At 70.7% G+C, this 23558-nt stretch carries 24 protein-coding genes and 1 riboswitch; of the genes, 8 read left to right on the top strand and 16 right to left on the bottom strand.

All coding sequences use genetic code 11. The annotated features are described in order from the left end of the window. Positions 1-145: 145 nt before the first annotated feature. The 4 genes from ACQKM2_RS08100 to ACQKM2_RS08085 all read right to left on the bottom strand — a co-directional run bounded on the left by ACQKM2_RS08100 (position 146) and on the right by ACQKM2_RS08085 (position 3192). Positions 146-1003, bottom strand: coding sequence for a fumarylacetoacetate hydrolase family protein (locus ACQKM2_RS08100; RefSeq protein ID WP_285345782.1), 858 nt, complete (start codon positions 1001-1003; stop codon positions 146-148). A gap of 139 nt (positions 1004-1142) precedes the next feature. Then, positions 1143-1796: a YidC/Oxa1 family membrane protein insertase gene (locus ACQKM2_RS08095; protein WP_427707522.1), complete on the bottom strand. Its 654-nt coding sequence runs from the start codon at positions 1794-1796 to the stop codon at positions 1143-1145. A 113-nt stretch (positions 1797-1909) separates the two neighbouring features. Beyond that, positions 1910-2257: a DUF6412 domain-containing protein gene (locus ACQKM2_RS08090; RefSeq protein WP_427707769.1), complete on the bottom strand. Its 348-nt coding sequence runs from the start codon at positions 2255-2257 to the stop codon at positions 1910-1912. A gap of 41 nt (positions 2258-2298) precedes the next feature. Next, entirely contained in the window at positions 2299-3192 is an 894-nt protein-coding gene (locus tag ACQKM2_RS08085) for a class E sortase (RefSeq protein ID WP_427707519.1), read from the bottom strand. Between the two features lie 56 nt (positions 3193-3248). Between ACQKM2_RS08085 and ACQKM2_RS08080 the strand changes: the two genes are divergently transcribed. After that, entirely contained in the window at positions 3249-4253 is a 1005-nt protein-coding gene (locus ACQKM2_RS08080; RefSeq protein WP_427707517.1) for an SEC-C metal-binding domain-containing protein, read from the top strand. A gap of 84 nt (positions 4254-4337) precedes the next feature. On the opposite strand, the gene ACQKM2_RS08075 is transcribed toward ACQKM2_RS08080, so the two are convergent. After that, on the bottom strand, positions 4338-5036 hold the full coding sequence (locus tag ACQKM2_RS08075; protein ID WP_427707515.1) for a hypothetical protein: 699 nt from the start codon (positions 5034-5036) through the stop codon (positions 4338-4340). Positions 5037-5578: 542 nt separating this feature from the next. On the opposite strand from ACQKM2_RS08075, the gene ACQKM2_RS08070 reads away from it, so the two are divergent. The 4 genes from ACQKM2_RS08070 (at position 5579) to ACQKM2_RS08055 (ending at position 11044) form a co-directional block, all read left to right on the top strand. After that, positions 5579-6283: a hypothetical protein gene (locus ACQKM2_RS08070; protein ID WP_427707513.1), complete on the top strand. Its 705-nt coding sequence runs from the start codon at positions 5579-5581 to the stop codon at positions 6281-6283. A gap of 50 nt (positions 6284-6333) precedes the next feature. Then, complete coding sequence (locus ACQKM2_RS08065; RefSeq protein ID WP_427707511.1) at positions 6334-7761, top strand: hypothetical protein; 1428 nt, start codon at positions 6334-6336, stop codon at positions 7759-7761. 2 nt (positions 7762-7763) lie between these two features. Then, a complete protein-coding gene (locus ACQKM2_RS08060; protein ID WP_427707767.1) occupies positions 7764-9584 on the top strand; it encodes a DEAD/DEAH box helicase in 1821 nt (606 codons plus the stop codon). Between the two features lie 125 nt (positions 9585-9709). Beyond that, positions 9710-11044, top strand: a complete 1335-nt coding sequence (locus tag ACQKM2_RS08055; RefSeq protein WP_427707509.1) for a DNA cytosine methyltransferase — start codon at positions 9710-9712, stop codon at positions 11042-11044. Between the two features lie 14 nt (positions 11045-11058). Here the strand turns inward: ACQKM2_RS08055 and ACQKM2_RS08050 are convergent, their stop codons facing one another. From ACQKM2_RS08050 to ACQKM2_RS08040, 3 genes are all read right to left on the bottom strand, one after another. Then, positions 11059-11526: a very short patch repair endonuclease gene (locus ACQKM2_RS08050; RefSeq protein WP_427707507.1), complete on the bottom strand. Its 468-nt coding sequence runs from the start codon at positions 11524-11526 to the stop codon at positions 11059-11061. Further along, a complete protein-coding gene (locus ACQKM2_RS08045) occupies positions 11523-11798 on the bottom strand; it encodes a hypothetical protein (protein ID WP_427707505.1) in 276 nt (91 codons plus the stop codon). Before ACQKM2_RS08045 ends, ACQKM2_RS08050 begins: the two co-directional genes overlap by 4 nt. Before the next feature lie 777 nt (positions 11799-12575). Beyond that, the gene (locus ACQKM2_RS08040; RefSeq protein ID WP_427707503.1) at positions 12576-13118 is read right to left on the bottom strand and encodes a GNAT family N-acetyltransferase; all 543 of its coding nucleotides are present in this window, start codon (positions 13116-13118) and stop codon (positions 12576-12578) included. Between the two features lie 157 nt (positions 13119-13275). On the opposite strand from ACQKM2_RS08040, the gene ACQKM2_RS08035 reads away from it, so the two are divergent. Beyond that, entirely contained in the window at positions 13276-13458 is a 183-nt protein-coding gene (locus ACQKM2_RS08035) for a hypothetical protein (protein WP_427707501.1), read from the top strand. A gap of 95 nt (positions 13459-13553) precedes the next feature. Continuing rightward, entirely contained in the window at positions 13554-13856 is a 303-nt protein-coding gene (locus tag ACQKM2_RS08030; RefSeq protein WP_042800947.1) for a hypothetical protein, read from the top strand. A gap of 938 nt (positions 13857-14794) precedes the next feature. On the opposite strand, the gene ACQKM2_RS08025 is transcribed toward ACQKM2_RS08030, so the two are convergent. From ACQKM2_RS08025 to ACQKM2_RS08005, 5 genes are all read right to left on the bottom strand, one after another. After that, positions 14795-16165 carry a DUF445 domain-containing protein gene (locus tag ACQKM2_RS08025; RefSeq protein WP_427707499.1) on the bottom strand — a complete coding sequence of 457 codons (1371 nt, stop codon included), beginning with the start codon at positions 16163-16165 and terminating at the stop codon, positions 14795-14797. A 47-nt stretch (positions 16166-16212) separates the two neighbouring features. Further along, positions 16213-16887 carry a DUF1707 SHOCT-like domain-containing protein gene (locus ACQKM2_RS08020; RefSeq protein ID WP_427707765.1) on the bottom strand — a complete coding sequence of 225 codons (675 nt, stop codon included), beginning with the start codon at positions 16885-16887 and terminating at the stop codon, positions 16213-16215. 181 nt (positions 16888-17068) lie between these two features. After that, on the bottom strand, positions 17069-18031 hold the full coding sequence (locus tag ACQKM2_RS08015) for an ABC transporter ATP-binding protein (RefSeq protein ID WP_427707497.1): 963 nt from the start codon (positions 18029-18031) through the stop codon (positions 17069-17071). A gap of 9 nt (positions 18032-18040) precedes the next feature. Next, positions 18041-18892: an ABC transporter permease gene (locus tag ACQKM2_RS08010; RefSeq protein ID WP_427707763.1), complete on the bottom strand. Its 852-nt coding sequence runs from the start codon at positions 18890-18892 to the stop codon at positions 18041-18043. A 25-nt stretch (positions 18893-18917) separates the two neighbouring features. After that, positions 18918-19730 (bottom strand): ABC transporter permease, encoded by an 813-nt coding sequence (locus ACQKM2_RS08005; RefSeq protein ID WP_427707760.1) that lies wholly within the window; start codon positions 19728-19730, stop codon positions 18918-18920. Positions 19731-19890: 160 nt separating this feature from the next. Here ACQKM2_RS08005 and ACQKM2_RS08000 point away from each other — a divergent pair, with 160 nt between their 5' ends. Further along, positions 19891-22293 carry a transglycosylase domain-containing protein gene (locus ACQKM2_RS08000; protein ID WP_427707495.1) on the top strand — a complete coding sequence of 801 codons (2403 nt, stop codon included), beginning with the start codon at positions 19891-19893 and terminating at the stop codon, positions 22291-22293. Positions 22294-22299: 6 nt separating this feature from the next. On the opposite strand, the gene ACQKM2_RS07995 is transcribed toward ACQKM2_RS08000, so the two are convergent. From ACQKM2_RS07995 to ACQKM2_RS07985, 3 genes are all read right to left on the bottom strand, one after another. Further along, positions 22300-22620: a DMT family transporter gene (locus ACQKM2_RS07995; RefSeq protein WP_030158619.1), complete on the bottom strand. Its 321-nt coding sequence runs from the start codon at positions 22618-22620 to the stop codon at positions 22300-22302. Positions 22621-22652: 32 nt separating this feature from the next. Next, a riboswitch (guanidine-III (ykkC-III) riboswitch) is annotated at positions 22653-22727 on the bottom strand. A gap of 52 nt (positions 22728-22779) precedes the next feature. Next, positions 22780-23121, bottom strand: a complete 342-nt coding sequence (locus tag ACQKM2_RS07990) for a GroES family chaperonin (RefSeq protein WP_079427293.1) — start codon at positions 23119-23121, stop codon at positions 22780-22782. 57 nt (positions 23122-23178) lie between these two features. Then, positions 23179-23496 carry a DUF3618 domain-containing protein gene (locus tag ACQKM2_RS07985; protein ID WP_427707757.1) on the bottom strand — a complete coding sequence of 106 codons (318 nt, stop codon included), beginning with the start codon at positions 23494-23496 and terminating at the stop codon, positions 23179-23181. Positions 23497-23558 lie beyond the last annotated feature (62 nt).

Raw genomic sequence — 23558 nt, 5'->3', positions numbered from 1 at the left:
GCTCCCCGTCCGGGGTCTCGCCCGGCGCGGCGGGCAGCCAGCGGCTGGCGGGGGTCAGCGCGCCGAACGTCTCGTACCAGCCGGGCCACGGGCAGCCCGCCCCTCCCCGCACCCGGCGCCAGGCTCAGGCACCCGGCATCCGGCACTACGCGCTCTTGAACTCCTGCCGCTGCCGGCCGAGCTTCTCGATCTCCAGCTCCACCACGTCGCCGGCCCGCAGGTAGGGCTTCGGCTCCGGCTGGCCCATGGCCACGCCGGCCGGGGTGCCGGTGACGATGACGTCGCCCGGGTACAGGGTCATGAAATGGCTCAGGTACCGCACGACCTCGCCGACCGGGAAGATCTGGTCGGCGGTGTTGCCGTCCTGCTTGAGCTCGCCGTTCACCCACAGCTTGACGTCCAGGACCTGCGGGTCCGGGATCTCGTCGGCCGTGACCAGCCACGGGCCCAGCGGGGTGAAGGTCTCGCAGTTCTTGCCCTTGTCCCAGGTGCCGCCGCGCTCGATCTGGAACTCGCGCTCCGACACGTCGTTGACCAGCGTGTAGCCGCCGACGTGCGCGAGGCCCTCCTCGGCGGAGCCCAGGTAGCGGGCGGTGCTGCCGATGACGACGCCGAGCTCGGCCTCCCAGTCGGTCTTCACGCTGCCGCGCGGGATGAGCACGGTGTCGTCGGGGCCGACCACGGTGTCCGCGGCCTTCAGGAACAGGATCGGCTCGGCCGGCGGCTCCGCACCGATCTCGGCCGCGTGCCCGAAGTAGTTCAGCCCGATGCCCACGACCTTGCCGATCCGGCCGACCGCGGAGCCGATCCGCAGCCCTTCGGCGTCCAGGACCGGCAGCTCGCCGCCCTCCGCGGCCTCCCGTACCCGGGACAGCACGGACTCGTCGGACAGCAGGGCGCCGTCCACATCCGTGATCAGACCGGACAGGTCCCGCAGGGTCCCGTCCTGGTCGAGCAGCGCGGGGCGCTCCGACCCGGCGGGTCCGACACGCAGCAGCTTCATGGGCATTCTCCCGTGGTCGTGGGTGGTCGGCCCATGGGCATGCCGGTGGAACGGGCATGGCACGGGCCGGCCGATGGGTTGCGGCCATCGGAGGATTGGTCGATCCTCCAAGATGTCCGACCAATCCGCAAGACCCCGTTCACAGACTGGAACGCGCCGCGCTGTCCTTGCGGTACTGGAGCCACGCCCGCTCCCCGACCGACCAGGCGGTGGTGGTCAGCAGATAGAGCCCGGCGGCGAGCGGGACCACGGCCGCGGTGACCAGCGTCCCGAACGACAGCAGGGGCAGCACGCCGCCCACCTTCCGCATGGCCTCCACCTGCTCGGCACTCAGCGCGGGCTGGGCCCCCTTGCCCTTCCCCACGACCGGCACGGACACCGGCACCGGCGCGGCCGCGGCAGCCCGCCGCCCCCGCACCGCACTCCAGGCGGCCACCACCGCGACGGCCGCGAACAGCCCGAGGAACACCAGCCCCTGCGCCCCGAACGGGCCGCCCTCCGCCAGCGCCTCCGTCCAGCGGGCACCGAGCGGCGCGGCGAACAGCCGGTGCCCGAGCAGCTCCCCGTCCGAGGAGAAGGACCGGTACATCAGGAAGAACACCGGCAGCTGCAGCAGCATGGGCAGGCAGCCCGCCACCGGGGTGGCCGCCCGGAACGCGGCACGGCCCAGCGGATACAGGGCGAGCCTCACCAGCACGGTGAACAGCACGATCGCGGCAGCGGTCGCGGAATCGGCCAGCACCGGCTCCATGAGCCGGCCCAGCTCGACGACAAGATCAGTGAAAACGGACACGCGGGCCCTCCGGAGGGTCTCGTCAGACGTCGAAAAAATGCGTTTCGGCGTGACGACCCGCGAGGGGCGACAACAGCGATGGATCAGCAGGAGGCAGCAGGCACTGCGCGCCCCTACGCGGCCGTCAGGACAGGACGGCCGGGTGCCCTGGGCCGCGACCGGCCCGAGGCGTCGGGATCGCGCTGCGGCAGGAACGCCGTGCGCTGCTCGCGATCACGGATCGCGGTACGTATTCGGTGCGGCGGCACGGGCCGTACGAGGCACGCGGCCAGCACGGCGGCCCCGAAGGCGACGGCGGAGGCCAGGACGACCACACCGGCGGCCAGCCCCGCCTCCCCGGACACCAGCCCGAGGAAGCCGCCGAGCAGCAACAGCGCGACGAGCAACTGCACCACTCGCGAGGACGACAGGACGGAAGAGACGAGGAAAGTCCGCGCACGAACGAACCGCTCGAACACCATCCCCACCGCCCCTCCTCGAACTGACGAACCCACAACCGATACTAACGGTCCGCACCGACAACGGTCTTGAGGGTCCCCCACACCACCAGCCGGTACTTGGAGGTGTACTCGGGCGTGCACGTGGTCAACGTGATGTAGGAACCGGCCGCCTCATAGCCGTACCCGGGCTTGACCCCGCTCCGCGGCACCGGCGCGATCACCCCCGCGTCCCCCGGGCTCGTCTCCGCCAGCACCTTCCCCACCACGTACACGTACCGCCGCCCCCGCACGTCGACGTACACCTCGTCCCCGTCCCGCAGCCGGTTCAGGTACCGGAACGGCTCCCCGTGCGTGTTCCGGTGCCCGGCGAGCGCGAAGTTCCCCTCCGCACCGGGCTGCGCGGTTCCCGGGTAGTGACCGGCGTACCCCTTGTCCAGCACGGCCCGCTTGTCGACCCCCTCCGCGACGGGCACGGCGAGCCCGAGCCGCGGAATCCGCAACACCGCGTACGCCTCGTCCCGCGCCGGCGCGGGCACCCGCGCCGCCGGAGCCTTCCCCCCGACGCCCCTCCCCGGCTGCGCCGGCGACGGCGACGCCACCCCGCCGCCCTTCCCCGGAGCAGGCGGCACCGGAGGCCCACTGGACCCACCCTCGACAACCACCGGATCCCCACCACCGCCCCCCTCATCCACGGACTCCCGCACCTCGGACGACGGCGAACTCCCCGCCCCCTCCCCCCGCGCCTCCCCCCACCCCTCCTCCAACACCTGGACCTGCTCCCGGGCGGCGGCCGCGGCCTGCCGGTTGGTCCACCACACCTGGTGCACGACCAGCAGCGCCACCACCACACCCAGCGTGGTGAGCACCTCGGCACCCACCCACAACAGCCGCGCGAAGCCCGCCCGCTCCACCCGCCGGCCGCCCCCCTGCACCACCACCCGCACGCGATCCCGCACGGCGGGCACCTTAAGACCTACCCCCTCAACTGACCAGCAGCAGTACGGTGTGAACCATGCGCCCCGACACGCCTGCCGAGCACACCGCCGAAGCCGAGCGTCTGATCCGCACGGCGACCCGCTACCCCGAGGACCAGGAGCCCTTGCTCCTCCAGGCCGCGGCCCACCTCGAACTGGCCGACGCCCGGGAGCGCGCGAGCGCCCTCTACGACCAACTCCTCTCCGCCTCCCCCGCCCACCCCCACCTGATCAAGGCCCGCCAGGCCGCGAACCTGTGGGAGTACGGCCACGAGGCCGAGGCCCGCGCCCTGATCTCCGGCATCCGCGCGGCGGCCCCCACGGACCCGGCCCCCTGGGAAGTCATCGCCGAAGCCCTGGAATCACACGACGAACTGGAAGCCTCCCACGAGTGCTTCACCGAGGCGGCCACCCTCCTCACCTCGGAGGAGACCCCCCTCACCCACGCCACGACCGCACTCCTGACCGGCCGCCACCGCGTCCGCCGGCTCCTCGCCCTGCCCCACGACGACTGGGACATGGTGGCCGACACCCGCCACATCGGGCCGATCCCGCTGGACGAACTCCACGACCCGAAGCGCATCTGGGCCCTGGGCTCCAACGACCCGGCCGAACTCCGCGCCGAGATCGCCCGCCTGCGCGCCGAACTCGGCGACCGCCGCGCCGCCCTGTCCCGCCCCTTCCCGGTGGCGATCCTGCACTGGCCGGCCCGCGAACTGTCCGAGCTCCTCACCTCGTACCCCACCCTCTCGACGGAGTACCCCTCCCGCGAGGCCCACCTCACGGCGGTGGAATCCTCCCTCCGCGCCCTGGCGGCCTCGGGCACCACGAACCTCGGCATCGTGACGGGCAGCGTCCCCTCGTACGAAGCCTTCGCGGCCTCGGAGAAAACCTCCCCGGCCTCCCCGGCCCTCCTCCCGGAATACGCCACCACCCTGGCCGCCCGAGGCAAAGCCACCCCCTGGCCCCCCACCCCCACGGCCCCCTGCTGGTGCACCTCGGGCAAGCCGTACACGGAGTGCCACGGAATCATCGACGCCTGATAGTCCCTCCCCGGCCCGCCGGCGCCGGGCCGCCGTCCCTGGTCCCGACTCGCCCGCCGACACGAGCACGAGACCCGGGACGGCTCACCCCGCCGCTTCGCGGCGGCGGGCCGCGCCTGCAGCGGCCGCCTCCAGGATTCCGTCAGCGAGTCCGACCATCTGGCGCCCCCTCAGCTCGACCGCTACCTCGATTACTGTCGCCGCGGACCGGTCTCGCGCGACCATCTGGCCGAAGGACTCCTCAAGCTGCGTGTGCTGACCGCAGTGGAGGAACTCCAAAGCCGCGACGGCCTCTTCGGCAGTGAGGAAGCGAACGGCATCCGAGAGTGCCGCAACGGCGGCATCCGGCCGGCCATTGGAGTAGAGCTCCGCCGCAGTGGCCGCAAAGGTCCGGGCGGCAGCGGCATCAGAAAGGTCGCTCCGCCGGTCCCCCTCAGCAGGGGGGACCGGCGGAAGCGCCGCTCGGCGCCGGACCGCCTTCGCCAGCTTGCGCAAGCCGGCCACCTCCTCCGCCAGGGCCTCCAGAGACTCCGCTCTCTCCCTGTTCTCCGCCCGGAGGGTTGCAAGCGCGTCGTCGAGGTCTGCGCAGTTCTTGCACCACGCGATGCGCCGGTGCGCCGCCTCGACATCCCCCCACCGGATTCCGGCCGGGGCTGACAGCTGGCTGCGTGCGGCGGCCAGGTCGTACAAGGCGCGGACAAACTCCAGCTCCGGGCGCCTGTCGCCCTGCAAGTAGCGCGTCAGACTGCTGGCACTGACATCGCAGCCAGCGTCCTGCAGCATCGCTGCGACCCGCCGCCGGGAGATGCGCGGCTCCACACTTCCTGACGGCCCCTCCTGCGCAACCGCTAGGAGTGGAGCAAGAAAGCGGGTCGCGAATCCGCCTCGTCCCGCGCCTCCGCCGACCGCTGCTGCTGAACCTCTGCGCTGCACTCCACACCCACCCCTCAGCCAATACCGCCATGCCGCACGAGTGAACACTAACCCCCCGGGAGAATCGGTATCACTGGAATCGACAATTCCGAGTGTTGCCAATTAAATGGCAACGAATAATTTCCACTTAATTGGCAACACGGAAACGACTAGACAAGGGGCCGCCTGCATGAAATAGACTCAACATCCGCTCCACGCCGGAGGGTTCCCCTAGATATGCCGCGCCACCCCCAGGGGATTTTTTCGATGTGGTGCAGATCACCACATCAACGGGGGGCTCGTTTCTCCTTCCTTCACGGTTAACATCGACACCGCCGAGCTCGAAATAAATCCGGGATCCCGGACGATCCGCCCTGCTCGTTCCACGCTTATTTCACTGAACGGAGTACGGAATGACCGACAGCACTGGCAGTGCCGCCCTGCCCTACTGGCAGGACCCCAAGTACGGCGCCAAGGTGCAGGCTGCGCTGTGGCTGGAGACGAAGGTAGGGGTGGGAGGGGTCTTCACAAAGGCCGAACTGCGCGAGGCCTTCCCCAACGTCGCCCAGATCGACCGGCGCGTCCGCGAACTCCGGGACCACAACTGGCAGATCGACACGCACCGCGAGGACCCGTCGCTGAAGCAGCAGGAGCAGAAGTACGTCGCCCGGGGGGCCGAAATCTGGCTGCCGGGCCAGGCCGCCGCCAAGCAGCGGAACACTTTGACCTCCACACAGCGGGCAAAGGTCTGGAGCGACGACAGCTTCCTCTGTCGGACTTGCGGGATCGGAGTGGGAGAGAAGTACCCGGACGGGTCTTCAGGCACGTCGCAGCTCGCCATCGCCCGCCGCAGCGTACTCCTGGCCGACGGAACGTCCGAGGAGCAGCTCGTCACCGTCTGCGGCAAGTGCGTGGCCGGCGGCACCAGCGAGGTGGACCTCGCCACACTGCTGGCCGAGGTAGGCCTCCTGACTTCTATCGAGAAGACCGCTCTCGGCGCATGGATCGACGCTGGCCAGCGGACGCGGGGGCCCCTGGAGCAGATCTGGGGAATCCTCCAGACCCTTCCGGAGGTATCGCGGAAGGCCGTCCGAGCGGCCGTACAGCAGAACCAGTAGCAAGCCTGCGCAAAATTCGGCACCAACACGGTGAAAACAAAGAAGAAGAGGTGTGGACTGTGTTCCGGGAATTCGCGCCACCGCCGCGCGCGGAAGAGTTCAGCGAGCTGATCCGCAAGCGGCTCGAGGACGTCAAGGCAGCCGGGGGGACCCGGGAAACCGTCAGCATTGACTGGAACGGCACGACCATTCACGTGGAGGTCATCGAGCTTCCACTCGACAGCCTCTACTTCAACCCGGGTACACATCGCATCCGCGCGCAGCGAACCCACAACCCCGCTCGGGACCAGCAGCTGGAGGCAGACCCCTATAGCGCCGAAGGCCAGGGCTACCTCGCCGACCTGCTGAAGGCCGACCCCTCTGCCCCTCGGGTCCGCGACACCGCGTTCGACAAGCTCAAGGAGAGCCTGCTCCAGTACGGCCAGAACGACCCCGGCCTCGTCACCCACCACGGCGTGCTCGTCAACGGCAACACCCGCGCCGCCGCGCTCCGCGAGGCGGGCAAGACATCTATGCGGGTCGGTGTCCTGCCGTCGTCCTTCACCTGGGCAGACATCAACGCTGTAGAGCTCTCGCTCCAGCTGCGCAAGGACCACCGCCGGGACTACTCCTACGTCAACAGGCTGCTGGCGATGGAGGAGCAGGCCCAGCTCGGGAGGACACCCGAGGACATCGCACGGGAGTTCCGGGTGCAGACGAAGACCTATCACCAGGAACGGTGGATCCTCTCCGCGGTCCGCGAGCTCATCGAGCGCAGCAGGACCGGCGAGGCATCACTGAGCCTGATCGACTTCGAGATGGACCAGGAGAAGCTGAAGGAGCTGGAGCGCCTCTACAAGAACCTCTCTGAGGTGGAGGCGGACGAGGCTGACCTCCTGAAGGAATGGCGCCTCTGCGCCATCCTGCTCGGCTTCTCGAAGACCGACGTCCGCCACATCGATGAAGAGTTCGCCAAGGCTGGATACCTCTCCAAGGCGCTTCCTGTCGAACTGGCAGGCGATACGGGGGCTGTGCAGGAGTCCGTCTCCATCCCCGGCCTCGGGATCGCCGTCAAGGGAACGACCTCGAAGGTATCCGCGGCGCGCGCGCTGAACGACCGTGTACTGCGCGCGAAGGCCCTAGCCGACAGTCCCGTCGCGCCTGAAAGCGAGAAGGCGGCAGCACGCGAAACCGTAGCCGCTGCCAAGGCCGCCTTCGACAAGGCTATCGACGACGCCGGCCGCGACGCCCGGGTCCGCAAGCGCAAGCAGCTGGCACCGGCGCGGCTCGCGGACGCCTGCTCCGCGATCGACCAGTGCACGGTCGACCTCGTGCAGGCGCGGGCCTCCCGGAGCTTGGACAAGCAGGCCTTCGACGACGCCCTGCTTCTCTTGCGGGACAGCCTCACCAAGCTCGCGTCGCAGGCGGAAAGGATTGGGGACGACCCCGCAGACGGTGTCGCCTGGCTGATCGACGCAGTGTCCGGCGGCCGCTCGTGACCGTGGACACTTCCACTGGCGCTTCACTGCGCCTGGAATTCGACGAGACCCGCACCAGGGTGGTCTTCAAAGTGTCCGCCGAGTATGCGGACGCACTGGTGCAGCTGGCCGGACGGTTCCGCACCGCCGGCCAGCTCGGCCCCACGGCGGCTGTGGCCGATGTGGACGACCTGCTGACCCGGGTCGATCAGCTTGCCCAATGGCCGGACCAGGCAGGCGTCGAATGGGCTCCGGACCTACAGCAGCTTGTCATCGGCAGCATCCAAGACGCCGCCAAGGTCGAGCAGCGCCTCACCGACCCGGAAGCCGCGTCTGCAGCCGAAGTCGCACCTGAAGATGTCCCTGCCATGCTGGGCGACGAGTGGAAGGCCGAGCTCGGAGAGTTCCAGAAGAGGGACATCGCAAAGCTGCTCTCCTTGCAGCACGGCGCCAACTTCAGCGTGCCCGGCGCCGGCAAGACGCGCGTGGCACTCGGCGTGTACGCAGCGGAGAAGGCCCGCGGAAATGTGTCGCGCCTTCTCGTGGTCTGTCCCAAGTCCGCCTACGAGTCCTGGAAGTACGAAACCGCTGTCTGCTTCCGCCACCGTCTCCGGCCTCACGTGGTCGACGGGACTATGGACGACTACGCCGAAGTCCTCATCGTCAACTACGAGCGGCTGGACCGCGCGCTGCCTGTCTTGACGGCATGGCTTCAGTCGGAGCCAGCTCTGCTCATCCTTGACGAGGCTCACCGGATGAAGCTCGGGGCTCGCGGCACCTACGGCGCTGCCTGCATGGCCTTGGGCCCGCTCGCCCGCCGCCGCCTCATCCTCACGGGCACTCCTGCCCCCAACGGGAGGAAGGATCTCGAGAACCTCCTGGGCTTCGTCTGGCCCGGTCACGGCCAGCGTGCGGTGGCACGCGCAGTGGCCGGCGGGGACCTGGCGGAGGCGAGCCGCACCCTCCGGCCGCTGTTCACCAGGACCACCAAGCTGGAGCTCGGCCTTCCCCCGATGGAGCCCCGGGTCCGCTACGTAGAGCTCCCCCCTCTGCACGCCGAAATCTACGAGGCCCTGATCGGCAGCGAGGACTCACGGTCCGGGCAGGACGATCTGAGTGCGCTGGGAAAGACCGCTCTGCGCCTCCTGATGGCGGCAACCAGCCCCGCTCTCCTCCTGGACGGCGGAAGCCGGTACGAGCCACTGGCCTACCAGCTCCCTCCTCTGGAAATCCCGCGCGGGCATTCCCTGTACGCGCTCATGAAGGATCTTCCAGACTATGAACTCTCGCCGAAATACCAGGAAGTCGCCGCGATCGTTGCAAAGAACGCCCAGGAAGGACGCAAAACGCTAGTCTGGTCGACTTTCGTCCGCAGCCTGACCACATTGGAGCGCCTTCTGTCCGGATTCTCGCCAGCCGTGGTGCATGGTGGAACACCGGACCGCGATGACGAGATCCGGAGGTTTCGCGAGAGCAAGGACTGCCATGTGCTGATCTCGAACCCCGCCACTCTGGGCGAGGGCATCAGCCTCCACCACGTCTGCCATGACGCGGTCTACGTAGACCGCGACTTCGTCGCCGGCCGCTACCTCCAAAGCCTCGACCGCATCCACCGCCTCGGACTGGCGCCCGACACTGAGACCCGTGTCACTGTTTTGGCGGCTCGGAACACGATCGACGAGGTGGTGGAGGCCCGTCTCGACCGCAAGCTGGAGTTCATGGGGAAGATCCTCGACGACCCCACCGTCCAGCAGCTCGCGGACCTGCAGGAGGAGCCCTCCGTGGCGGCCGGACTGGCTCCAGCCGACGTCGCCTCCCTGCTCCAGCACCTCAGGCGGCGCTGACAGGAGGCGGGCGCCGGAGTGCCTCGCGAGCACTTCGGCGCCCAGATGTCCGACTCCCGTGTGAGGATGCATCCTGGCGTACCTGCCACACTGGATGTTTCGCGCCACACATGAGGAGACCAGCGATGACCGCGCGGCGACCCCGCCCCAGCTTCGACGACCCGCTGGTATCGGTCGAGATCTGCGCAGGCGCAGGCGGCCAGGCTTCCGGCCTCCACCAGGCCGGGTTCGACCATGCAGCGTTGGTCGAGTGGGACGCCAACGCTGTGGAAACCCTCAAGGCGAACGTCGGCACCTGGCCGGGCTGGACCCGGCAGAAGATCGAGGCGCTGCGGCCGTCCGATGTCCGTGAATTCCTGGGATCTCCTGAGCACCAGGCAATCAAGGACCTCCAAAGGGCGCGCGGCGGCAGAAACATCGATCTCCTGGCGGGCGGCGTCCCCTGCCCCCCCTTCTCCCTGGCCGGAAAGCAACTGGGAGAAAACGATGAGCGAGACCTTTTCCCCAGCATGCTGGAGATCGTCGCGGACCTCAAACCCCGAGCAATCCTGATCGAGAACGTCCGCGGAATTCTCGAGCCGCCGGAGGTATTTATTGACTACCGGCTCCGCATCATCAGGAAGCTCAAGGATATCGGGTACGCCATCCCGGACATCCCGGATGCTATGACCGCGAAGCAGCAGGACCAGCGCATGCGGAAAATCTGGCGGCGTATGGACGCCAACAAGTTTGCCGTGCCGCAGCTGCGCCCCCGAGCCATCCTGGTCGCGTTCCACGAGGACGTGGACAACCACACGGACTTCGTCTGGCCTCTGCAGGACACCCTGCCCGGGGACAACCTGGTAGAGACCCTCAAATCCACCATGAGGGACCGGTACTCGGACTACTGGGATGTCGAGTTCGAGGTGGGCGAGTCGGTTCTGACCGGCGAGCAGGTGTACAAGGACTGGCTGAGAGAGGCCGAGGAGTCCGGTGTCACCGTGGCGCCCACCCTGGTCGGCGGCTCCAAGAAGCATGGTGGCGCCGACCTCGGCCCCACGCGTGCCAAGAAGGCCTGGGCCGCCCTGCATGTGGACGCGAAGGGTGTAGCCAACGACAAGCACGAGGCAGCTCCGAAGCGGGACTTGTTCCGCAAGGACGGCCCAATGCTCACGGTCGACCAAGCCGCCGCAGTCCAGGGCTTCAGGGACTGGACGTTCGCAGGCAGCGGCAAGACCGCACGGTACCGCCAGGTGGGCAATGCCTTCCCGCCGCCGGTTGCCGAGGCCGTGGGACGGGCCATCGCGGCCGTCCTTCGTCCGGAACACCGGAGCGAGCTCCTCAAGGGTTATCAGATGGAAGGCGACCCAGAGCCGGAAGGCACAGATGCGGCCTCTGAGGGAACCCTGTTCGCCGCGGAAGCGCGAGTTGGCACACCTCGCACTCCAGGCGAAGCAGTGCCCTCCAGCACGCCTTCCTAAGCGGGGCGCAAGCTCTACTTCCGAGTACCCGAACGACGACCTGTGACTGCGTCCCACACCGCAGCAGCACAGTCCCCCGCGGCCTCATGCTCCCAGAACCGGAGGACCAGCCAGCCTTCGGCGGCAAGCCTGTCGTCCGTCTCCCGGTCGCGGCGCACATTGCCGCTGATCTTCTCGCTCCAGTAGTCGGGGTTGGTCTTGGGTGGCACGAAGTGCTGCGGGCATCCGTGCCAGAAGCATCCGTCAACGAAGACGGCTACTTTCGTGGGACCGAACACCAGATCTGCCGTGCGCCGCATCTTAGGAAGAGGTTTGGCAGCTACCCGGTAGCGCAGGCCTCGGGCGTGCACGAGTGACCGCAGTGCCCGCTCGGGCGAGGTGTCCCGACTCCGGTTTCCCAGCATGCTGCGCCGGTTTCCAGGAGACGATGCCCAGGACCCCGGAGGCGGGGCCCACTCACCCGATTCTGGCTTCTTGCTCATGGCGCCTGGAGTTTAGCGCCCTCCGCCGAGTTGAACAGCGTGAGCTGCTGGTGGCCCTTGGCCAGGGCCGTGGGTGGGGTGGGGCGGGTGGTGGCCAGAAGCAGGAGGGTGCGGAGGGCCGCGATTACCTCGTGCGGGGTGTCGCGGATCATCGAGGGGGTGGCGCTGGCCACCAGGATGCCGTGGGCTTCCAGGCGGAGGCGGCGGCGGAGGGTGGCCTGCCAGGCGTCACGGGTGTAGTGGTACTCCGCCGAGTCGATCTCCAGGGCCACGCCCTCGTCGGGCCAGTAGGCGTCCGGGCTGGCCAGGAAGGTGCCGTCCGGGGTGTGGAGGCGGGCGTTCCACAGCGGGGTCGGGAGGTCGGTGCCGGTGAGGGCGTCGCGGGCCCGGGCCTCGGCCGGCGAACGGACCCCGGCCAGGAGTTCCCCGGCGGCGGCACGGATCGCCGGGCGGGCCAGGAGGCGGGCGCTGCGGAGTTCGGCGTGGAGGTCGTGCGGGTGGCACCAGCCGGACTGGACGACGTGGGCCAGGACCGAGCGGACCCCGGTCGGGGCTCGGGCAGCGGGCGGCGAAGTCGGCGGCGGCGCGGACCGGGCGGGCGCTGGGGACGCCCGTGACGGTGATGGTGCGGGGCCAGCGCGAGGTGGTCAGGGGCCGGACCTCCGGGGTGCCGGCGAGGCGGCGCGGAGCGCGGATCAGTACGTCGGCCGGGGCGGGCGGGGTGTCGCGGATGCCGAGGAGGGAGAGGGCGGCGGCGCCGGTGAGGGCGGCGGTCTCGCCGGAGAGCGGGTCCGCGGCCGGGTCGGCGGCGTACAGGACGGCGGCCAGGGCCCGTTGGCGGTGGTCGGGCGGCCCCATCTGGAGGAGGTAGACGCGGGGCAGCAGGCGTTGCCAGGGCCCGCCGGGGCGGGTGCGGGAGGTGACGGTGCCGCCGGGGACCCCGGCGGTGGCGGTGAGCTGGTGGCGGGTGGCGAGGCCGAGCTGGCGGCGGGCGACTTTGGCGGTTCCGGGTGTGATCACGGCCCGGTGATGCCCGCTGCGCGTCCGGTCTAGCCGGGCCGGCCCGGGTGGTCCGGGGACAGGAAGACGACGACGCCCGTCTGGGTGCCGGGCAGCGCCTGCACCTCGTGCCAGCCCAGACGGCGGTACGTGGCCACCGTGTCCGTGGCCAGCCGGGACGTGAGGAGCCAGGCCCGCCGCTGCGGGGCGTCCGCCGTGATCTCCGCGAGCAGGGCCCGGCCGGTGCCGTGGCCGCGCGCGTAGGCCCGTACGGCGAGCTCGTCGATCTCCAGCGCCCCGACGAGCAGCTCCCGCACCCGGTCGGGTCCGAGCTGCGCGGCGACCTGGGGGTACGCCCGGTGCTGGGGGAAGGGCTCGGGGGTCAGCCAGGCGGTGGCGAAGCCGTCCACGCCGGCCTCGGACTGGGCGAAGGCCATACGGAACCCGGGGCGCCGGACGTCCGTCTGGAGGCGGGTGGAGAACTGGCGAATGGTTTCTTCGCATTCGTTCCAGGGCGCGGCGGCGAAGACCTCGGCGTAGGCGTCGACCAGCTCGTCCTGGAGGTCCAGGACGGTGCGTCCGTAGGAGATCACTGTGTCGACTCCTGGGGTGATTGGGGGGATTCCTGCTGGAAGACCGAATTTACGCGCATGAGGTTCCCGTATCCGGTGATGCGCAGAACCGGCGAGTGTGCGACAAATCGCCTCGGCGTCGTCCGTGTCGCGGATGGGGGTGGGGCGTTGAGCAACCGTGAACACGGACAGACTGCTGCGGGCGGCCGGGCGGTGCGCGCTCGCCTTCCTCCTGGTCCTCGGGGTCGTCGCGCTGTTGCCGCGCGCGGTGCGGGAGGCGGTGCCGGACGCCGTGGTCGGCGGGGCGGTGCTCGTGCTCGGGGCGGTGGGGGTCCGGCGGGCGTCGAGGCGCCCGCGTTAGGTTTGACGGGTCGGGTACCGGTGCCGGTGTCGGTTCCGGTGCCGGCCGTGTGCAGGGCAGTTCATCGCAAGACACGACGTGTGAGGGAGTTCGAGATGGCTCGGGTACCGAGTTCCGCGGTGGCGGCGGCAGGGCTGGTCGGCGGTTACGCCGTGGCCCGCTGGACCAAGAAGCGGCCGCTGGGCGGTGTCGTGCTCGGCGCCGCCGGGCTGGTGGCCGGGCGCGAGTGGCACAAGCGGGGCGGGGTGCCGGCGGCGGCCGGTCTCGGGGCGCTGTACCTCGCCGGCTTCGCGGGGGCGCATCCGCTGGCGAAGAAGGTCGGGGCGTGGCCGGCCGTCGTCGGCGCCGCCGGTGTCGTCGCCGCGACCGCCTGGGCCGTGGCGGACCGCTCCGCCTGACCGCCCCCGGGGACCGGTCCCCGTCCCCTGGCCCCGAGCCGTACCCCGCTCCCCGGGCCGAGGGCCACTCCCTCCGGGCCCAGGGGGCTGCGGGTGGGGGGCCGCTGCGCGGAGCTGTCCCCTACCCTCCCCCAGACTCCGTCCGGGGGGACCCCCACTTCCACCATTCCCCGGGCTCCGCCCGGACCCGCGCCTCAATCGCCGGCGGGGCTGGAAGCACCCCCGGGCTGCGCCCCGGACCCCTCCTGGGGGCTCCGCCCCCAGACCCCCGCGCCTCAAAACGCCGGCGGGGCTGGATTTGCCGTGCGCCTCTCGGCTCCCTGGGCTGCTCTTTTCGGCCTCTCGTGGCGGTATCAGCCCCGGGCGGCCGTGCGACGCCGAGCCGGGAGGAGCGCGTAGCGATCTGCCGCGCCCATACGCTTCCCGGGCTGTCCTGGTTGTCTTCTGGTGCGGGGATCGGCCCAAGGCGGCCGTCGGACGCTGAGACATGAGAAGCGCGTAGCGATCTGGTGCGCCTGGCTGCTCCCTGGGCTGCTCTTTTCGGCCTCTCGTGCGGGTAGCCGCCTCCCCGGCCCGGAATCGCAGACGTGGGAGCCCGTATGCCCAGCGGGCCGGCGCCCGGCCCCTCGCCTCATCTCCGAAAGGCCCGCTTCTCGCCTCTCTCCCCCTATGACCGTTCCTTTTGGGGGTTTCCCGGCAGTCTTTCGGCATTCCGGGGCGGGACGGCCTGTCAAGGGTGGAGCGCAGCGACATCGCGAAGCGACGCGACCGAAGGGAGCGCCCTTGACAGGGCGGCACGACACGGAAGGACGATGGGACTGACGGGAAACCCCCAAACCGGCTCAGAGACCGCCCGGGTGAGCCCCCTCGCCGCGCGACCGCGCGCTGCGCACCCCGGCACGGCCGGGGGCAGTGCCGCCCCGCCCCTATCCCCGCCCCTATCCCCCCAGCACCCGCGACACCGTGTAGATCAGCAGCCCAGCCAGCGCGCCCACCACCGTGCCGTTGATGCGGATGAACTGGAGGTCGCGGCCGATGTGGGCCTCGATCTTGCGGGAGGTGTGTTCGGCGTCCCAGGCCGCCACCGTGTCCGTGATCAGCGAGGTGATCTCCCTGCGGTACGTGGTGACCACGTACACCACCGCGCCCTCGATCCAGCCCTCCACCTTCTCCTGCAGGCGCCCGTCCGTGGCGAGCCGGGCGCCCAGGGACATCAGCGAGGACCGGACCCGCAGCCGCAGCTCGCTCTGCTCGTCCTCCGCCGCCGAGATGATCATCGTGCGGATCGCGGACCACGCCGAGGCGATCACGTCCTGGATCTCGTCCCGCGCGAGGACCTCGGACTTCAGCCGCTCCACCCGCGCCCGCGTCTCCGTGTCCGACTGGAGGTCCGCCGCGAAGTCCCGCAGGAAGCGGTCCACCGCCCCGCGCGCCGGGTGGCCCGGCATGTCGCGCATCTCCGTGACGAAGCGCAGGAGCTCCTTGTACACCCGGTCGCCGATCTTGCGGTCGACGAAGCGCGGGGTCCAGCCCGGGGCTCCGCCCTGGACGGCGTCCATGACCGAGTCCCCGTGGGTGACCAGCCAGTCGTGGGCCTTGGCGCACACGAGGTCGACGGCGCGGTGGTGGCCGCCGTCGGCGACGACCCGCTCCAGGGTCTTGCCGATGCCCGGGGCGATCTCCGCCGCCTCCGCCCGCCGCGTGATGGCCTCGCCCACCACGGCCTGTACGTCGGAGTCCCGCAGCACGGTCAGGGCTCCGCGCAGCGCGGTGGCCAGCTCCGCCGTGACGCGGTCGGCGTGCGCGGGTTCGGCCAGCCAGGCGCCGAGCCGGCCGCCGATGCCGAGGGAGTGCAGCCGTGCGCGGACCACGTCCGCCGACAGGAAGTTCTCGCCGACGAACTCCCCGAGGGAGATCCCCAGCTGGTCCTTCTTGGTGGGGATGATCGCGGTGTGCGGGATGGGCAGGCCCAGCGGCCGCCGGAAGAGGGCCGTCACCGCGAACCAGTCCGCGAGGGCGCCCACCATGCCCGCCTCGGCCGCGGCGGCCACGTACCCGGCCCAGGCTCCGGCGCCCCAGGCGTTCTGCGCGCACTTGGCCAGTACGTAGACGACCGCGACCAGGATCAGCAGCCCCGTCGCGGTCGCCTTCATCCGGCGGACTCCGCGCTGCCGCTCCTCGTCCGCCGCGTTGAAGACGAACCCTCCCCGTGGCGGGGCCGCCGGGCCGCCCCTCGTACGCTCACCCGTGCTGCTGTTCACGTGCCGCTCCTGCCCTTCCCCCGATGGCCGGTTTTGTCTGCATAGCATCCGACTCCCGGGAGGTCCGGGGAGTTCCCGGCGCGCCGCCGGCTGCCCTACAGCTCCTTGCGCGGCGTACCCCCGCCGAGCCCCTTCTCCCCCTTAGGCCCCTTCGGCCCCTTCGGCTGCTTGACCTTGACCGCGACCCCGCCCCAGAAGGCGAGGCCGTTGACGACGACGCGCGGGGCGCCGGGCTCCGGCCGGTAGTCCTGGGACTTGCCCTGGTCGAATGCGCCCATGATGCCGATGCCGCGTACGTCGACCTCGACGCCCGGCGGGACGGTGATCTCGATGCCGCCCATGACGGCGACGCAGGTGATGACGACCTCGCGCTCCGCGAAGTCCGCCTCCCTCAGGTCGAGCTCACCGCCGCCCCAGATCGCCACGGCGTTGAAGCGGGCGGGCACGGTCCAGCGGCCCTTGCGCTGGAAGCCCGACATGACGGCGACGGCCGTGGCGGAGGTCCCCGTACCGCCGATCCGCTCCGGCCATGCCGACGAGTGGGCCGGAGCGGAAGGAACGGGGGACGGGGAGGACGGGGAGGACAGGGAGGACGGGGAGGAGCCGGCCGCCGGGAGGTCGCGGGTCAGCGGTTCGAGTTCCGCGTACGTACGGGACGTGTACGCGGCCTCCAGCCGTTCCTCGAACTCGTCCATGTCGAGCCGGCCCTCGGCGACGGCGTCCCTCAGCCGGTCCACCACGCGCTCGCGGTCGGCGTCCGACGCCCGCATCGCGGGCGGCTCCCCTGCCGCCTTCTCCAAGGAGGTCTTCTCCAACGAGGTCTTCTCGGGCAACGGCTTCTCCGGCCGCTCGTCACTCATATGGCCCACCCTATGCAGACACCCGACGCCCCACCCCGGGGCGAACCCTGATTTCCCCCTACCTCAATCCCCCACCCCCTACCCTCACGCCCTACCCCCGCCCCGCGTACATCCGCGCGATCACGTCCTCGATGTCCGGATCCCGCACCGACAGGTCCAGCAGCGGGTACCTGGCCGCGACCGCCGCCACCAGCGGGGCCGCCGACTCCCCCGCCGGGAACGCCAGCCACTGCCGCGGCCCCTCCACCCTCACCACCCGGGCCCCCGCCACCTCCACCGGCGGGAGCTCCCGCTCCAGGTCGACCACCAGCGTCCGCTCGCTGCCCTCACCCAGGGCGTGGAGTCCGCCGAGCGCCCCGTCGTACATCAGCCGGCCGTGGTCGATCACCATCACCCGCTCGCACAGCTGCTCGATGTCCTGGAGGTCGTGGGTGGTGAGCAGCACCGTGGTGCCGCGCTCCTCGTTCAACTGCCGCAGGAAGCCCCGCACCTTGGCCTTGCTGACGACGTCCAGCCCGATCGTCGGCTCGTCCAGGTACAGCACCTCCGGATCGTGCAGCAGCGCCGCCGCGATGTCCCCGCGCATCCGCTGCCCCAGCGACAGCTGCCGTACCGGTACGTCGAGCAGCTCGGCCAGGTCCAGGCGCTCGACGCACCGCTCCAGGTTCTCCGCGTACCGCGCCGCCGGGATCCGGTACATCCGGCGCATCAGCCCGTACGAGTCCTTCAGCGGCAGGTCCCACCACAGGGTCGTGCGCTGCCCGAACACCACCCCGATCCGGTGCGCGAGCCGCATCCGCTCCCGCGCCGGGTCGATGCCGGCGACGCGCAGCCGGCCGCCGGTCGGGGTGAGGATGCCGGTCAGCATCTTGACGGTGGTGGACTTCCCGGCCCCGTTGGGCCCGATGTAGCCGACCACCTCCCCGCGCGCGATCGCGAAGCTGATCCCGTCCACGGCTCTGACCTGCCGTTTCTCCCGGCGCATCAGCCCCACCCGGCGCCGCACGTCGAAGACCTTCTCGACCCCGTCCAACGAGATCAACGCATCCGGCACTGCCTACCCCTAACTCCCCGTACTCCGGTACGAACGCACACCCGCCCGCCACGCCAGCGACGCGGGCAGGAACACCGCGAAGGCCACCAGCGGGCTCAGGAACGCCACCCACCCCGGCAGCCCCAGCGGATCGGGCCGGCCCAGCACGTACAGCGCGGGCAGCCAGTTGACGAAGGCCAGCGGGACCACGAAGGTCGCCCCGCGCAGCAGCTCCTTCGCGAACACGGTCGGCGGGTACTGGAGCATGGTGCAGCCCCCGTACGTGAAGGAGTTCTGCACCTCCGCCGCGTCCCCGGCGAGGAACTGGAAGGCCGCGCCGGCCACCAGCACCCCGCCGAAGATCCCCGCCCCGGCCACCACCATCACCGGCACCAGCAGCACCTTCCCCGGGGTCCACTGGACGTCCAGCACCGACAGCGCCCAGCCCAGCACCCCCAGCCCCTGCGCGATCCGCCCCAGCCGGCGCAGCGCGAAGCGGTCCGCGGCGACCTGGGCGAGCAGCGGGACGGGGCGTACGAGCATGGTGTCGAGGGAGCCGTCGCGGATCCGGACGCCCACCCGGTCGGTGTTGCCGAGGAGCAGGTCCGCCAGGCCCAGGGAGGCGGAGCAGGCCCCGTACAGCAGTGCGATCTCGGGCAGGGTGAAGCCGCCCAGCGCGTCCACGTGGGAGAACATGACGGCGATCGCGACGAAGTCGAGGGCGGTGATCGCCGCGTTCCCGACGGTGGCCAGCAGGAACGACATCCGGTACGTCATGGTCGAGCGGATCCACATCCCGGCGATCAGCCCGTACCCGCGCAGCCCCTCCCGCAGCCGGCCGCCGGCCCGTGCCTGCTCGTGCGGCAGACCGCGGCCGGGCATCCGCGTACTGCGGTCCACCGTCGCCTCAGCCACCCTGGACCACCACCTTCCGCGTCGCCGCCGACTGGACCAGCCGCCCCGCGCCCAGCAGGGCCAGCGCCCACGCGGCCTGGAAGCCGAGCGCCCGTACGGCTCCCCCGGCCCCGGTGTGAGTGCCGAGCAGCACGTCCAGCGGGACCTGGAGCATCGCGGCCCACGGCAGCAGCCGCACCAGCTCGCCGAAGCCGCCCGGGAAGACGGTCAGCGGCAGCAGCATCCCGGAGCAGAAGATGGTCACGACGGTGGCCATCATGTTGACCCCGGCCCCGTCCAGCAGCCAGAACGCCGCCAGCCCGAGCAGGTACCGCACCCCGAACCCGACGACCAGCCCGAGGCAGACCGACACCAGGAACAACATCCAGCGCAGCGGGTCGGAGGGCAGCGCGAGGGTGAAGGCGCACGCCCCGGCCACCAGGGGCAGCACCCCGCGCCCCAGCAGCTGGAAGCCGGCCCGGCCGAGGTCGGCCGCGAGCCACCACGCCTGGAGGTCGGCCGGGCGGTACAGGTCGACGGCGATGTCACCCGTACGGATGCGTTCCTGGAGTTCCTCCTGGAAGCCGCCGCCGATGAGCGAGCCGGCGGCCAGCAGGGACTGGCTGACCCAGACGAAGGTGAGGGCCTGGGCCTGGTCGTAGCCGCCGAGGTGGGGGCGCTCGTCCCACAGGGCGACGTACGTGTACGCCACGATGAAGCCGAAGACGGTGTTGGTGAACACCCCTGCGGCAGTCGCCGTCCCGTAGGTGGCGTAGCGCCGGAATCCGCCGGCCGCGACGGCCGTGTACAGACGCGCCGTGTGCAGCCCCACCGCATCCCTCCGTTTCCCCTCATCGTTCCCACGTCGGCCAAAGCGCGCGAGCTTAGTGCGGAGGGGCGAGCCACGCGACCGTTTTACGCCAGTCCATCCGGACACCATGAGGTAAAAATGTGGATATTTCCCACGGTCACGAGGAGCCCCGGAGATGAGCGACCAGTCACCACCCCCCGGCTGGCCCCCTCGCGACCCCGACACCCCGAACCGGCCCCCCAGCGGGGCCAAGCGCCCCAAGGCCCGCCCCAGACGCACCGGCTGGCGCCGCCTCCTGCCCACCTGGCGCATGGTGCTCGGCACCCTGCTGCTGGTCGCCCTCCTGATCGGCGGCGCGCTCGTCGCCGGCTACCTGCTGGTCGACATCCCGCCGGCCAACGCCGCCGCCACCGCCCAGTCCAACGTGTACCTCTACGCCGACGGCTCCCAGCTCGCCCGCGACGGCGAGGTCAACCGCGTCAACGTCCCCCTGTCGCAGGTCCCCCGGGGCGTCCAGGAGGCCGTACTGGCCGCCGAGGACCGGGACTTCTACTCCGAACGGGCGGTGGACCCCAAGGCGATGGTCCGCGCCGCCTGGAACACGGCGACCGGCAAGGGCACCCAGTCCGGTTCGACCATCACCCAGCAGTACGTCAAGAACTACTACCTGGGCCAGGAACAGACCATCAAACGGAAGGTCAAGGAGTTCTTCATCGCGATCAAACTCGGCCGCGAGAAGTCGAAGGACTACATCCTGGAGGGGTACCTGAACACCAGTTACTTCGGCCGCAACGCCTACGGCATCCAGGCCGCCTCCCAGGCCTACTACGGCAAGGACGTCAACAAGCTGACCACCGCCGAGGGCGCCTACCTCGCCACCCTCCTCAACTCCCCCAGCGCCTTCGACGTCGTCTCCCACCCCCAGAGCCGCGACCGCGCCACCGCCCGCTGGAACTACGTCCTCGACGGCATGGTCAAGAAGAAGTGGATGACCCCCGAGGAACGCACCGCCGCACGGTTCCCCGAACCCGGCAAGGTCCGCGCCGCCGCCGGCCTCTCCGGACAGCGCGGCTACCTCGTCGAAGCCGTCAAGGACTACATCGCCGAACACAAGATCCTCGACGACAAGACCCTCGCCGAGGGCGGCTACCGGATCACCACCACCATCGACAAGCGCCGCCAGGCCGCCTTCGTCGACGCCGTCCAGAAGCAGCTGATGGACAAGCTCGACCCCGGGGCACGCCCCGTGGACCGCGTGGTCCGGGCCGGCGGGGCCTCCATCGACCCCGCCACCGGCAAGATCGTCGCCCTCTACGGCGGCATCGACTACACCAAGCAGTACGTGAACAACGCGACCCGCCACGACTACCAGGTCGCCTCCACCTTCAAGCCGTTCGTCTTCGCCTCCGCCGTCCAGAACGACTCCCGCACCCAGGACGGCCGCCGCATCACCCCGAACACCATCTACAACGGCGACAACAAGCGCCGCGTCGTCGGCACCCGCATCCCCTACGCCCCCGAGAACGAGGGCCAGCAGTCGTACGGGGACATCACCGTCAACACCGCCACCGACCTCTCCGTCAACACGGTCTTCGCCCAGATGGTCGTCGACGTCGGCACCGAGAAGGTCAAGCGGACCGCCATCGACCTCGGCATCCCCGAGGACACCCCCAACTTCGTCGTCGGCCCGGCCATGGCCCTCGGCACCATGCAGGCCAGCGTCGTGGACATGACCCAGGCCTACGCCACCCTCGCCGACCACGGCCGGTACACCCCGTACACCTTCCTGGAGAAGATCTCCAAGGACGGCGACGACATCCACCTCCCCGACCGCACCCCCCGCCAGGCCGTCCCCCGCGAGGCCGCCGACACCACCACGTCCATGCTGGTCAGCGTCGTCGACAACGGAACCGGCACGGAGGCCCTGGCCGCCGGCCACCCGGCCGCCGGCAAGACGGGCACCGCCGAGCTGGACCGCGCCGCCTGGTTCGCCGCGTACACCCCGGACCTCGTCACGGTGGTCTCGGTGATGGGCCAGGACCCCGACACCGGCACCCTCCAGTCCCTGTACGGGGCGCTCGGCGAGGCCCGCATCGGCGGCGGCGGCTACCCCGCCCGGATCTGGGCGGCCTACACGAAGACGGCCCTGGAGGCCACCGACCCGGAGGACTTCGACCTGGAGCTCCAGCCCGGCGCCGCCCAGCTCCCGCCGCCCCCGCCGGTCCAGCCCACCGGCCCGCAGCAGCCCGACGGCAGCCGCCCGCCGTGGCAGCGCCCCGACCGGCCCACCCCGCCGGGACCCCCCACCCCGCCGGGACCGCCGAACGGCGGCCAGACCCAGGGCGGGCAGGACAACGGGGGCCAGACGAACGGGGGCCAGACCACCGGCGGCGAAACGAACGGCGGCCAGACCACCGGGGGCCAGACCAACGGCGGCCAGACCACCGGAGGCGAAACGAACGGCGGCCAGACCACCGGAGGCGAGACCAACGGCGGCCAGACGAACGGCGGCCAGACCACCGGAGGCACCACCCAGGGCCCGGGCCGCCGCCGCCCGCCGTCCCACTTCCTCGAATGAGGGTGATCAGTGCCCGGAGGTGGCCTTCAGCCCCACCACCGCGACCAGCAGCAGACAGATGAAGAAGATCCGGGCGGCGGTGACGGGCTCACCCAGCACCGCCATCCCCAGCACCGCCGCCCCGGCCGCACCGATGCCGACCCACACCCCGTACGCCGTACCGATGGGCAGGGTCTTGGCCGCGTACGACAGCAGCACCATGCTCGCGACGATCCCGGCACCGGTGAACACGGACGGCCAGAGCCGGGTGAAGCCCTCCGTGAACTTCATGCCGATCGACCAGCCGACCTCGAGCAGACCGGCGACGAGAAGAAGAACCCAGGCCATGACAGGCACCTCCGGGACGAGAGCGGAAACGGGGTGCGTCGTCTTTGCGTCCTGCTACCCGGTACGGCGCGTCTCGTCGGGGGTTCTGCTCCACCGTAGCAAAGGGCACGCAAAAAGGGCCGGTGACGACGGTCACCGGCCCTTTCGCACGCCCGTGTCTCAGAGGTACAGCCCCGTGGAGTCCTTCGACCCCTCCAGCCGCTCCGCCGCCACGGCGTGCAGGTCCCGCTCGCGCATCAGCACGTACGTCGCCCCGCGCACCTCGACCTCGGCACGGTCCTCCGGGTCGTACAGCACCCGGTCGCCGGGCTCGACGCTGCGCACGTTCTGCCCGACCGCGACCACCTCGGCCCAGGCGAGCCGCTTGCCCACCGCGGCCGTCGCCGGAATGAGGATGCCGCCGCCCGAGCGCCGCTCGCCCTCGGGCGTGTCGGACTTCACGAGCACGCGGTCGTGGAGCATGCGGATGGGCAGCTTGTCGTGGGTGGTGTTCTCGCTCACGCCTCGAACCTACCTGCCGCCGTCCGCCCTGTAAGCCGGAGGGTGGTCACCGGGTGGTCACCGCTTGCGGCGCGAGGAGGCCACCAGCAGGCCGACCACGCCGACGGCGACGAGCGCGACCGGCAGGATCCGCTCGAAGCGCGGGGCGCCGTCCTCGTGGCGCAGGCCGTCCCGCACGTCGGTGACGAGCCGGTTCACGGCGACGAAGGCACGGCCGGCCGTCTGGTCCACCGCCGAGGCGACCCGGGCCTTCGCGTCCCCGATGATCGTCTGCGGGTGCATGCGCACGCCGATCTCGTCGAGCGTCTCGGCGAGCTGCTCGCGGCGGCGGACGATGTCCGCCTCGATCTGTGCGGGGGTCCTGGCTTCCGGCACCGCGCTGCCTCCGTCGTAGTGATGCGTGTGATCCGTCATGAACAGTCTGTCAGTGACGTCAG

The sequence above is a fragment of the Streptomyces sp. NPDC004126 genome, from assembly GCF_050275515.1.
In the GTDB taxonomy this organism is placed as follows: Bacteria; Actinomycetota; Actinomycetes; order Streptomycetales; family Streptomycetaceae; genus Streptomyces.
This window is presented reverse-complemented; position numbering and strand designations above follow the sequence as displayed.